Origin of the sequence: Kitasatospora humi, assembly GCF_020907985.1 — a bacterium.
In the GTDB taxonomy this organism is placed as follows: Bacteria; Actinomycetota; Actinomycetes; order Streptomycetales; family Streptomycetaceae; genus Kitasatospora; species Kitasatospora humi.
On sequence record NZ_JAJJPA010000006.1, the window covers coordinates 18,235 to 29,805 of the forward strand.

Sequence of the window (11,571 nt, forward strand, 5' to 3'; positions counted from 1 at the left end):
ATGGGAGGCGTGATCGTGGACTCGGCGCGCTACCGGGACGGCCGTCGCCTGGCCGGCCCGGGCACCGCCGCGCCGGACGGCGGCTTCGTCTGGATCGGCCTGGCGGAGCCGGGCGCGACGGAGTTCGCGCAGGTGGGAGCGGTCGCCGGACTGCCGGCCGGGCTGGTGGCGCAGGCCCTGGGCACTCCGCGGGGCGCCGGGGTGACCCGGTATCCGCAGGCGCTGCTGGTGGTGCTGCCCACGGTCGAACGGCCGCCCGGCCGCCCGCACGAGGTGACGACCGGTCAGCTGCTGGTGCTGGTCGGCGATGCCTTCGTGCTGACGGTACGCCACGGCCCGGTCGGGCCCATGAGGGGTCTGCGGGCCCGGCTGGAGCAGCAGCCGCTCACTCTCACCGACGGGCCCACCGCCGTCCTCCACGAGGTCTGCGCCGCCACCGTCGACACCTGTCTGGCGGCGCTCGCCGCCGACCCCGGCTCCCGGGTGCTGCGCGCGGCGGCCCGGCAGGCGCTGGCGCCGCTGCGCGAGCTCGCCGCCGGGCCGCTGCCCGGTCTGCGGGCAGCCGCGGAGCGGCTGGCCGCCGCCGGGGCGCCGGCTGCCGCGCCCGGACCCGGACCCGGACCCGGTACCGAGGAGCCGCCGGGCGGCGGCCTCTCGCGCGGCGGGTGGCCGGACGGCGACGTGGCGCGCGCCGAGGGGCCCGGCGGCGAACCCGCGCACGGCGGGTGGCCGGGCGATGGGTCAACGGCCGAGCCGCCGGGCGGTGGCGCGTCACCGGCCGAGCCGCCGGGCGATGGGTCACCGACGGAGCCGCCGGGCGGCGGCGCGTCACCGGCCGAGCCGCCGGAGAGCGACGTGCCGCACGCCGGGCCGCCGGGCGGTGAGCTGCGCCGGCTGGGCGCCTGGGGGGCGCTGGCCGTTCCGCCGCTGCTGCTCGGCGGGTACGCGCTCGCCGACCGGTCCGCCGCCGTGCCGTACGGGTACCCGCTGGCGTTCGGCGCCACCGCCCTGGTCTGCGGCGCCCTGCACCGGCTGTTCAAGCGCGGCGGCTGGCTGTGACCGGCCGCCGTCAGGCCAGTCCGGCCAGTTCCAGGGCCTCCACCCCGGTGCGCAGGGCGGCCACCCGCTCGTCCAGGGTCCATCCGGTCGGCGCCAGGGTCAGGGTGGTCACCCCGGCGTCGGCGTAGGCGCGCATCCGGTCGGCGATCCGCTCCCTGGTGCCGAGCAGGGAGACGGCGTCGATCAGGTCGTGCGGCAGGGCGGCGGCCGCGCCCTGCTTGTCGCCGGCCAGGTAGCGCCGCTGGACCTCGGCCGCGGCCTCCTCGTATCCCATTCGGCAGGCCAGCCGGTTGTAGAAGTTCTGCTCCTTGCTGCCCATCCCCCCGACGTAGAGCGCCACGTAGTCGCGCATCGAGTCGGCCGCCGCCGTGACGTCGTCGCCGACCGCGATGTTGACCGTGGGGCAGAGGTCGAAGCCGTCCAGCGTCAGCCCGGCCTTGGCCCGGCCGGCGCGCAGCGGGTCGAGCGACAGCCCGGCGTGCTCGGGCGAGAAGAAGATGCCGAGCCAGCCGTCGGCGATCTCGCCGGTCTGCTCCAGGTTCTTCGGGCCGATCGCGGCGATGTACAGCGGGATGTGCTCGCGCACCGGATGCACCGTCAGCTTCAGCGGCTTGCCGGGGCCGTCGGGCAGCGGCAGCGTCCAGTGGGCACCCTGGTGCGTCAGCCGCTCCCGGGACATCGCCTTGCGGATGATCTCCACGTACTCCCGGGTGCGGCCCAGCGGCTTGTCGAACCTGACGCCGTACCAGCCCTCCGACACCTGCGGCCCGGAGACCCCGAGGCCGAGCCGGAACCGGCCGCCGGAGAGGGTGTCCAGGGTGGCCGCCGTCATCGCGGTCATCGCCGGGGTCCGGGCCGGGATCTGGAAGATCGACGAGCCGACGTCGATCCGCTCGGTCCTGGCGGCGACGAACGCGAGCACCGTGGCGGCGTCCGAACCGTACGCCTCGGCCGCCCAGCAGACCGCGTAGCCGAGCCGGTCGGCCTCCTGGGCGACCGCGATGTTGTCGGCGTCCATGCCGAGTCCCCAGTAGCCGAGGTTGATGCCGAGTCGCATGACGTGCACGCCTTTCCCGAGGAGCCGTTGCGGGCCACGGTAGCGGCGGCCGCACCCCCCTTGCTACCGACGGGTAGGCGTGGCGCGCGTCACATCGCGGCGGGCTGCGGTTACGATCATGGTCACCGAGAGTGAGGGGGTCCTGCCGCCCATGGAACGACGCAATCTGGGCCGCACCGGCCTGCGGGTCTCCCGACTGGGCCTGGGCACCATGACCTGGACCCGGGACACCGACGAAGCCGAGGCCGCCGGGCAGCTCAAGGCCTTCGTGGACGCCGGCGGGACCCTGGTGGACACCGCCGACCTCTACGGCGACGGCGCCGCCGAGCACCTGCTCGCCCGCCTGATGGACGGCCTGGTCCCCCGCGCCGAGCTGGTGCTCGCCACCCGGGCCGGCGCCGCCCCCGAGCCCGGCGCCCGGCACGGCACCTCGACCGGCGGCTCCTCGCGCAGCAGCCTGCTGGCCGCCCTGGACGCCTCGCTGCGCCGGCTCGGCACGGACCACGTGGACCTCTGGCAGGTGCCCGCCTTCGACCCGACCACCCCGACCGAGGAGACCATGCACGCGCTGGACCTGGCGGTCGCCTCCGGCCGGGCCCGCTACGTCGGGGTGGCCGGCTACTGCGGCTGGCAGCTGGCCAAGGCCGCCACCTGGCAGTCGGCCGCGCCCGGGCGGGTGCCGCTGGCCGCGGCCCAGCTGGAGTACTCGCTGCTGCAGCGCGGCGCCGAACGCGAGGTGCTGCCCGCCGCACTGGACGCCGGGATCGGCCTGCTCGCCTCCTCGCCCCTGGGGCGCGGCGTGCTGACCGGCAAGTACCGGCACGGCATCCCGCAGGACTCCAGGGGCAGCTCGCCCCACCTCGCCGGCTACGTGCAGCCCTACCTCGGCGAGCGGTCGCGGCGGATCGTGGACGCGCTCTCCACCGCCGCCGACGGCCTGGCCAGCAGCTCACTGGCGGTGGCGCTCTCCTGGGTCCGGGACCGGCCCGGGGTGGCGTCCGCGATCGTGGGTGCGCGCACCGCCGCCCAGCTGCACGCGGCGCTGTCGGTGGAGGCGCTTACGCTTCCGGATGAGATCCGCGGTGCGCTCGACGACATCTCGGCGCCGGTGCGCCGCTACCCTGATCAGGACTGGAACGAACTGTGAGTCAGCAACTGTGAGTCAGACGCACGAACCGGCGGCCGACGGCCCGGAGCCCGACGCGGGAGCGGCGCAGACTCCTTCGGACGCGGCGGGCGACGCCCGGGCGCCGGAGCCCGACACCGGAGCGGTGGAGGCCACGCCCGACGCGGCGGCCGAGGCGCCGGTGCCCGAGCCCCGGGCCGCCGAGCAGCCGGCGGGCGGCCAGGGCCCCACGGCCGGCGTTGCCGGTTTCGCGCCCCGCAACCCCGACCCGGCGCGCCGAGCCGCCGAGCTGGCCGCGCTGACCGAGGCCGTGCGCGCCGTGGAGCGGCGCACCACCGACGCCCCGTCGCACCCCGCGCCGTCGCACCCCGCGTCCTCACACTCCGCGCCCTCCCACTCCGCGCCCGCGCAGCCGGGCCTCCCGGCTGCCACCCCCGCCGCGACGCCCGAGCCCGAGCCGGCGGCGCCCCGGCTGGAGCTCCCGGCCGACGCGCTGCGCGCCACCGTGCAGCTGCTCACCCACGGCGGCGCCCCCGCCGCAGCCGCCGACCAGCTGGCGCACGCCGCCCTGACCACGCTCGGTGAGCAGGCGCCCGACGCCCTCCAGCAGGATCCGTGGGCCCTGCTGGCGCTGCCCGGCGTGCGCCCCGAGCAGGCGGACGGCTTCGCCCAGGCACTGCTCGGCCCTTCCGCCGGCCCCGGCGACCCGCGCCGCGGCCGCGCGCTGGCCGTCTGGCTGCTGGAGCGGGCCGCCCTGCTCGGGCACTCCGCGCTGACCGCCGACGAGCTGCGCGCCGGCCTGGCGGAGTTCGGCCTGCCCGACCCCGATCAGGCGGTGCAGGCCGCCGTCGAGGGCGGCCAGGTGCTGCCGTTCCAGGAGGAGGAGACCGGCCCGGGCGCCCGCGAGGTCGGCGAGGACGAGGAGCCGCCGATGCGGCTGCTGCTGGCGCTGGACCGGCTGGCCCAGGCCGAGGAGGAGGCCGCCGAGGGCCTGGCCCGGCTGCTCTCGACCTTCGGGGCGCCGGTCGACGCTGCCGACCCCGAGGTCGAACCGGTCGTGCCCGGCGAAGCCGACTGGGAGGCGGCCGCCACCGCGGCCGACTCCGCCTCGGCCGCCGCGCTGATCCGCGCCGTCGCCGCCGCCCCGCTGGTGCTGCACACCGGGGACGCCGCGGCGCGCGGCGAGCTCGCCGCCCTGCTGCGCGCCGCCCGCGCGCTCGGCCTGCGGGCCCGGGCCGCCGCCTGGACGGAGTACGGCCGGGACGCCCTGGGCGAGCCCGAGTCGCTGACCCTGGCCGAGCTGCTGCGCCCCGGCACCGTCGAGCGGACCGAGGAGGGCGCCCTGGCGCTGGACCTGCTGATCGTGCAGGACGCCCCGCTGCTCGACCTGGAGCAGGCCGCCACCCTGGTCGAGGCCCTCGCTGACGGCACCCGCCTGGTGCTCAGCGGCGACCCGGGCCAGCTCTGGTCGGCCGGCCCCGGGCGGCTGTTCGCCGACCTGCTGGCCGCCAAGGTGTGCCCGCAGGTGGCATCCCGCACTCCCGACCTCGGCCCGATCGGCGAGCTGGTCTCCGGCATCGGCGTCGGCGAGCTGACCACCGTGGAGGCGCCGGAGAAGGAAGTGGTGATCGTCACCGCCCGCGAGTCCGGCGAGGCGGCGCACCGGGCCGTGCAGCTGCTCACCGAGTCGATTCCGCGCGCGCTGGGCATCCCGGCCGAGCAGACGGTGCTGCTGACCCCCGGCCACGGCGGCCCGGCCGGCACCCGGGCGCTCAACGCGGCCGCCAAGGCGCGGCTGAACCCCGGCCCCGGGCGGTTCGGCGGCTTCGATCCGGGCGACCGGGTGGTCTATTCGCCGCTGCCCGGGATCAACCACCCCGGGCGGGTGCTGGGCGGCGACCGGGACGGCCTGCGGCTCGGCCTGGCCGACGGCAGCGAGCTGGTGCTGCCGCCCGCCCGGGTGGACCGGCTGCGGCACGGCTGGTCGCTGACGGTCCACCAGGCGGCCGGGCGGCGCTGGCCGGCCGTCGTCGCCGTCCTGCCGGAGGAGGCCGGCCCCGGGCTGACCAGGCAGTGGGTGTACACCGCCTTCGGGCGGGCCGAGCGCCACCTCTCGGTGGTGCACGCGGCCGGTCCCGCGCTCGCCCAGGCCGTGGCCGAGCGCCCCGCCGTGCCGCGCACCACCCGGCTGCGCGCCCTGCTGGCGGAGAACGCTCCGCAGGGCTGACGCCCGCCGCCGGAAGCGTTCGGGGCGGCTCCCGGTCGCGGGAGCCGCCCCACCGTCATGCGCCTCGTTCAGTCGAGGCCGTCCTCCTCGTCGTACACCTCGCTGACGTCGAACCGGCAGAGCAGCAGGTGCGGATCCGGGCTGTCGAACGGCTCGGCGAGCCACTCCCCGGGGTCGGTCGGGTCGGTGGCCGTCACCCAGATCGTGGCGTCGCCCTCCTCCAGGCCGAACTCCTCGGCCCGCGCGGCGATCTCGTCCGGCTCGTACTCGCCGAAGACCGCGCCGACCGCGGCCGCCACGCCCTGGCCGTCGGGCTCGGCCGATCCGAGCGAGGAGTCCACCCGCTCGGCCTGTGCGCGCAGCCGGCGCGGATCGGCGATCCGGTAGTCGCGGCGCATCAGCACGCTGATCGCCTCCGGCTCCTCCGGCCCCTGGTAGCTGCCCGGGCCCCCGTCTCCGGGGACCTCGAACGGGGTCACCTCGTCATAGACCTCGTAGAGCAGTTGGTCGTAGTGGATGGCCGCCGCAGCCAACTCCTCGTAGGCGGCGAAGACCGCAGGATCGTCTGCGGTGGTGGTGCTGGACACCGCTTCCAGATGGCGGTCGATGGCGGCCTTGACCGCCTCGGCGGCTTCGCGTACCTCGGTCCGGTTGAGCTGCGCGGCATCAGACATGGGACAGACGCTATCCGCACCCGGGCCCGCGGTGCACAGGGGCTACCGTCTCAGTTTGCCAAAGCCCGGCAACTTGACCCGCGATGTCCGAAGCGTGCCCTTCTGTGCCCGTCGCAGCGTTTCCTGCTTCCGCCCCCGGGAATTGATTACGCATCAGTTGGCCGGGGCGGGAGAATGGCGCGTGACCGGGTCAGGGCGCCGTCGGGTGGGCGTGTCGTGCCCGGGCGGCGACCGGCCCGCGGGTCGCCCCCCCGACGACCCGGCCCGATCTTCCGCGGACCCGCCGCAGGGCCGGTGTCACCGTCAGCGGCAAGTCGTAGGCTTGCCCGAAGACAACCCTGAGCGGACGAACCGAGCAGAGAACACGCAGCAGGCAACGCTGAGGAGGCGACGTTGACCCCACCGAAGCCGGTCCGGCAGCCCGAGTACGAGTACCAGTCGCTGCGCATGCCGCGCGGCACTTCGCGCAATGCGGCGCGACAGCTGCTGACCGAGCACGCCGAGTACGGGCACTGGGAGCTGGACCGACTGCGGCTCTACCCGGACGGCAGCCGCACGGTCCGGCTGCGGCGTCGGATCATCCGGCAGGTCCGCAGCTGGTGACCGCCTTGCCGCCGACGGTGGCCGCCGGCCGTTGAGGAGTGCGTGCCCGGTTGCCCGGTGCGGGCGGGTGCCCGGACGCCGGGGCCCGGAGGCGAAGGCAGTGCCCGGACGCGGGGCCTAGACACGGGCGAGCGCCCGGACGCCGGGGCCCGGACGCCGGCGAGCGCCCGACGCGGGGCCCGGATGCGGGCGGGTAGGCACGCACTCCCCGCCCGCGCGCCGGTCAGGAGGCCTTGCGTCCCTTGCGGTAGAGCACACCGCCGGCCAGCAGCAGGCCCAGGCCCACCGGAGCGAGCACGTCCAGGCCACTGACGCCGGTGTAGGCGAGCTTGCCGGCGGTCGGCGCCGACTCGGCCGACGCGACCTGGGTGTTCCCGGGCGGGGTCGACCGCGAGCTCTGCGTCCCGCCGGCGCCGGCCACCGAACTGCCGGGCGGCGCGGACGGCACGGAGGAACCGGGCGGCACGGACGAGCCGGGCGGCACCGGCGAACCGGGCGGCACCGGCGAGCCGGGCGGCGCGGACGGCGGGGTGTCGCAGTCGCACGGCGGGGTCGGCACCGGCGCCGGGGTCGGCCGGGTGTGGGCGCCCGGTTGGCCGACGGAGGTGTTGGCGCACTCGTTGCCGAACGCCGGGTTGATCGCACCGATCACGTCGACCGAGTCGCCGCAGGCGTTGACCGGCACGCTGACCGGGACCTGAGCCGTGTTGCCCGAGCCCACGCCCGGGGAGCCCTTGGCGACGCCGGTGGCCGAGCTGCCGGCGCCGTGCTGCGAGCCACCGCCGTGCTCGTGGCCCGACGAACTCGTGTTGGCGCACTGGTTCCCGAAGGCCGGGTTCAGCAGGCCGATCACGTCGACCGTGTCCCCGCAGACGTTGACCGGGACCTCCACCGGCACCTGGATGGTGTTCCCGGAGGCGATGCCCGGCGAGCCCACCGCAGCGCCCTCGGCGCCCGCCGCCGCATAGGCGTAGCCGCCCGCTGACGCCAGCACCGTTCCGGTGGCTACTGCCGTGAGGATCCCTTTTTTGGCAACCTGTCGCATACATACCCCTGACATGTGACGGTCGGAAATTCCGACGAATGCTTTTGCCGCCCACAATTCAACGAGCGATGCTCGAAAAGGTTGAGCCATCCGGCGGCACTTCACCCGATCAGGTGGATTGAAACGCGAAGTGGGGCGATCCCAGAGCGGGACCGCCCCACGGCAACGCCGGGCTTACTGGTTCACGCAGGTGTTGCCGAAGGCAGGGTTCAGCAGGCCGATCACGTTGATCGTGTCCCCGCAGACGTTGACCGGGACGTGCACCGGCACCTGGACCACGTTGCCGGACAGTACGCCGGGCGAGCCCACCGCGGCGCCCTCCGCACCCGCGCCCCCGGCCGCGGCGGCGGCACCGGCGGCACCCAGCATCAGGCCACCGGCGGCGACGGTCACGGCCGCGATCTTCTTGGCGTTCATCCATTCCTCCTGATCATCCGAATCATCCGAGCGGCTCGGTCACCCGTGCCGCCAAATGAGTGAACGAGCCGCTGCCGAACGGGGGACGGTGAGCGTCGGTTTCTCACTCGTGCCGGTGATAAGCAGCTCAGGGGATTGACGGAACATCAGAGGAGATCAAGAGCAGAGCACGGCTGATCCCGCGGGCGGGAGCGCTGCTCAGCAGGCGTCGATGAAGCGGTCCAGCACCCGGACGCCGAACTTCAGGCCCTCCACCGGCACCCGCTCGTCCACGCCGTGGAACATCCCCGCGAAGTCCAGCTCCGGCGGCAGCTGCAGCGGCGCGAAGCCGAAGCAGCGGATGCCGAGGTCGGTGAACGACTTGGCGTCGGTGCCACCGGAGAGGCAGTACGGCACGGCACGGGCGATCGGGTCCTCCGCCCGCAGCGCCGACTGCATCGCGTCCACCAGCGCGCCGTCGAAGCTGGTCTCGATGGCCTTGTCCGAGTGCACGCTCTCCCGCTTCACGCGCGGACCGAGCACCTGGTCCAGCTCGGCGAGGAACTCCTCCTCGTAGCCGGGCAGGAACCGCCCGTCGATGTGCGCCGTGGCCTGCCCGGGGATCACGTTGACCTTGTACCCCGCGCCCAGCATGGTCGGCTGCGCGGTGTTGCGCAGCGTGGTGCCGATCATCTTGGCGATGCCGCCGAGGACCCGCAGCGTCTCGTCTATGTTCTCCGGGTCGAGCGGCACACCGAGCGCGTCCGACAGCTCGTCCAGGAAGGAGCGGACGGTCTTGGTGATCCGCAGCGGGAACTCGTGCCGCCCCAGCCGGGCCACCGCCTCGCACAGCTCGGTGATGGCGTTGTCGTCGTTCATCATCGAGCCGTGTCCGGCCCGGCCCTCGACCGTCAGGCGCATCCAGTGCATGCCCTTCTCGGCCGTCTCGACCAGGTAGAGCCGCGTCTGGTCGTTGACCGTGAAGGAGAAGCCGCCGACCTCGCCGATCGCCTCGGTCACGCCTTCGAAGAGCCCGGGGTGCTTGTCCACCAGGAACCGCGCGCCGTAGGTGCCGCCGGCCTCCTCGTCGGCCAGGAACGCCAGCACCAGGTCGCGCGGGGGCTTGCGCCCGGTCCGCAGGCGGTCGCGGACCACGGCCAGGGTCATCGCGTCCATGTCCTTCATGTCCACGGCCCCGCGGCCCCAGACGCAGCCGTCCGCGATCTCACCGGAGAACGGGTGGTGCGTCCAGTCGTCGGCATTGGCCGGAACCACGTCGGTGTGCCCGTGGATCAGCAACCCGGGGCGCGACCTGTCCTCCCCCTCGATCCGCACCACCAGCGAGGCCCGCCCCTTGGCCGACTCGATGATCGTGGGCTCCACGCCGAACTCGGCCAGCTGCTCGGCCACGTACTCGGCCGCCGCCCGCTCACCAGGCCCGGAGTGGTCGCCGTAGTTGCTGGTGTCGATCCGGATCAGGTCACGGCAGATCTCGGCGACCTCCGACTCACCGTTCACCCGGGCCCCACCCGCCACCGTCGACTCGCTCATGCGCCCTCCTCGTCCATCGGCCGCTCCGACCGCGCTCCCGCCATCCTCCCCCAGTCGTACCGCCGCCCCAAGGGCATCTCCCGCCGAACCTCCCCGATCCCAGCCCGCCACCCCCCGGCCACCCCACTCCCCCAGGCTTTTGGGACCCCGCACCGTTCTTTGCTACAGTTATCCATGTCAGCGCGGCCGACGAGCGGTAACCGGAACGGGTACCACGAAGGCCAAGCGGACACCACCTAGTCCGGGTGGCGGAATGGCAGACGCGCTAGCTTGAGGTGCTAGTGCCCTTTATCGGGCGTGGGGGTTCAAGTCCCCCCTCGGACACTTCGTTACGTACATAGAAGTTGCGGGTCGAGACTCAACAGTCACGATCCGCTTCTTTGCGTTGTAGACCGGATTCAGGCCGAACGCCTCGTAGATCGGCGCAACGCGTTCGGGTGCGGCCTGGAGGAGGCGATCGGTGAGGTTGCCGAACTCGGCGATCATGGACTCGATCTGGTCGGCGGTTAGTGCTCCAGTGTGACTTCGAGATCTTGCGATGGAGCCGGGTGAGAACGGCAATGGCCACCGCGTGATCATCGGGGGTCGTGTGGACTCCTGAAGATCGGCGTCTTCCTCGCCTACGCCTCCAGCAGAGGAGGGCGTTGACCGACCGTCATCTCTACCTGCCCGACGCCTCGTGGTGCCAGGACGCCGAGCGCCGAACCCGCGCCGGGGTGCCCGACCAGACGACGTTTGCAACCAAGCCCACGCTGGCCGGGCAGATGATCTCGGCGGCACTGGACGCGGGGATCGGCTCCTCCTGGGTGACCGGGGACGAGGCCTACGGACAAGACCCCGGCCTGCGTGCCCTGTTGGAATCCCGAGACGTTGGCTATCTCCTGGCCGTCGCCTGCGGCGCGCGGGTGCGGATCAACCAGGGGCGGACCGCTGCCCGCGGATGCCGTGGCCGACCGGCTGCCCGCCTCGGCCTGGCACCGGCAGAGCGCCGGAGCCGGGGCGAAGGGGCCGCGCTACTACGACTGAGCCTGGGTCGAGATCGGTAGCGACGGCCACCGGCACCTGCTGATCCGCCGCAACCCGAGCAGCGGCGAACTCGCCTTCTACCTGTGCTGGTCTCCGAGGCGGGTGCCGCTGTCGGAGCTGGTCCGGGTGGCCGGGGCCAGGTGGTGCGTCGAGGAGTGTTTCCAGGCCGCGAAGGGTGACCCACCGCCGGATCCGCTGGCCATCAAAAGATATCGATGCTCACGATATCGCCACCACCTGGCCACTCTCCGCGGCGGCATCCAGGAGGCATAACCACGACCGCGAACCGTGGACTGGAGGAACGGAAGGAGACATCTCCCCCTTGCTCCACAATTTCCATGTCTGTCAAGTGATATCGCACGGCGAGGATTTTCCGCACATTTTCCCAGGATGCATACCTGGCGAGCTTGACATTGTACACATCTCGCCACTCATCAATCAGATCCTGTTGCTGAGCCAGCCTGTGGACCTCTACCAAGATGCCATCACAGGCCCAATTTGGACCACCACTAAAGGATAGCTCAATCAATCCGTAGTCTCGCCTGAGATACCCGATGCCTGTTTCGTCGACCTCCTCAGCGAACGAGATATTTAGGACCTGGTCGACGTCATGCAGGCTGCTTCCGAGCCGAACGCCGACGATAGTCCCGGTGGCAATCACCTCTGCCAGAAAGCTTGCCGCATCCATCATCCCAGAGCCCTCACAGCATCAATCAGGTCCTGCATCTCTTGAGCTCGATTCTCCTTGTACCCCCAGTTGTGCGCAAGCATTTCGTCACGCGCAGACGAGGCCTTCAAAATCAGGTC

10 protein-coding genes, 1 tRNA gene and 1 pseudogene are annotated in these 11,571 nt (G+C 73.2%); 6 read left to right on the forward strand and 6 right to left on the reverse strand.

What is annotated here, in order from left to right; translation table 11 throughout:
• Nucleotides 1–9: 9 nt before the first annotated feature.
• Nucleotides 10–1,059, forward strand: a complete 1,050-nt coding sequence (locus LN042_RS08270; protein ID WP_230049977.1) for a CorA family divalent cation transporter — start codon at nt 10–12, stop codon at nt 1,057–1,059.
• Between the two features lie 10 nt (nt 1,060–1,069).
• Here LN042_RS08270 and LN042_RS08275 read toward each other — a convergent pair whose 3' ends face one another.
• Nucleotides 1,070–2,116 carry an LLM class F420-dependent oxidoreductase gene (locus LN042_RS08275; RefSeq protein ID WP_230049979.1) on the reverse strand — a complete coding sequence of 349 codons (1,047 nt, stop codon included), beginning with the start codon at nt 2,114–2,116 and terminating at the stop codon, nt 1,070–1,072.
• A gap of 151 nt (nt 2,117–2,267) precedes the next feature.
• Between LN042_RS08275 and LN042_RS08280 the strand changes: the two genes are divergently transcribed.
• Complete coding sequence (locus LN042_RS08280; RefSeq protein WP_230049981.1) at nt 2,268–3,263, forward strand: aldo/keto reductase; 996 nt, start codon at nt 2,268–2,270, stop codon at nt 3,261–3,263.
• Nucleotides 3,264–3,273: 10 nt separating this feature from the next.
• Nucleotides 3,274–5,469: an ATP-binding domain-containing protein gene (locus tag LN042_RS08285; RefSeq protein WP_230049983.1), complete on the forward strand. Its 2,196-nt coding sequence runs from the start codon at nt 3,274–3,276 to the stop codon at nt 5,467–5,469.
• A gap of 68 nt (nt 5,470–5,537) precedes the next feature.
• Here the strand turns inward: LN042_RS08285 and LN042_RS08290 are convergent, their stop codons facing one another.
• On the reverse strand, nt 5,538–6,143 hold the full coding sequence (locus tag LN042_RS08290) for a hypothetical protein (protein ID WP_230049985.1): 606 nt from the start codon (nt 6,141–6,143) through the stop codon (nt 5,538–5,540).
• Between the two features lie 393 nt (nt 6,144–6,536).
• Here LN042_RS08290 and LN042_RS08295 point away from each other — a divergent pair, with 393 nt between their 5' ends.
• Nucleotides 6,537–6,746 carry a DUF5703 family protein gene (locus LN042_RS08295; protein ID WP_283843624.1) on the forward strand — a complete coding sequence of 70 codons (210 nt, stop codon included), beginning with the start codon at nt 6,537–6,539 and terminating at the stop codon, nt 6,744–6,746.
• Nucleotides 6,747–6,969: 223 nt separating this feature from the next.
• On the opposite strand, the gene LN042_RS08300 is transcribed toward LN042_RS08295, so the two are convergent.
• The 3 genes from LN042_RS08300 to LN042_RS08310 all read right to left on the reverse strand — a co-directional run bounded on the left by LN042_RS08300 (nt 6,970) and on the right by LN042_RS08310 (nt 9,738).
• Complete coding sequence (locus LN042_RS08300; protein WP_230049987.1) at nt 6,970–7,791, reverse strand: chaplin; 822 nt, start codon at nt 7,789–7,791, stop codon at nt 6,970–6,972.
• A 174-nt stretch (nt 7,792–7,965) separates the two neighbouring features.
• The gene (locus LN042_RS08305) at nt 7,966–8,208 is read right to left on the reverse strand and encodes a chaplin (RefSeq protein WP_230049989.1); all 243 of its coding nucleotides are present in this window, start codon (nt 8,206–8,208) and stop codon (nt 7,966–7,968) included.
• A 198-nt stretch (nt 8,209–8,406) separates the two neighbouring features.
• Nucleotides 8,407–9,738, reverse strand: coding sequence for a M20/M25/M40 family metallo-hydrolase (locus tag LN042_RS08310; protein ID WP_230049991.1), 1,332 nt, complete (start codon nt 9,736–9,738; stop codon nt 8,407–8,409).
• Between the two features lie 239 nt (nt 9,739–9,977).
• Between LN042_RS08310 and LN042_RS08315 the strand changes: the two genes are divergently transcribed.
• Nucleotides 9,978–10,062 (forward strand) — tRNA-Leu (locus LN042_RS08315).
• 279 nt (nt 10,063–10,341) lie between these two features.
• Nucleotides 10,342–10,977 (forward strand): annotated as a pseudogene (locus LN042_RS38230) (IS701 family transposase); the annotation flags it as partial.
• Here the strand turns inward: LN042_RS38230 and LN042_RS08325 are convergent.
• Nucleotides 10,967–11,455 carry a hypothetical protein gene (locus LN042_RS08325; protein WP_230049995.1) on the reverse strand — a complete coding sequence of 163 codons (489 nt, stop codon included), beginning with the start codon at nt 11,453–11,455 and terminating at the stop codon, nt 10,967–10,969. The pseudogene LN042_RS38230 and the gene LN042_RS08325 overlap by 11 nt on opposite strands.
• Between the last annotated feature and the right edge of the window lie 116 nt (nt 11,456–11,571).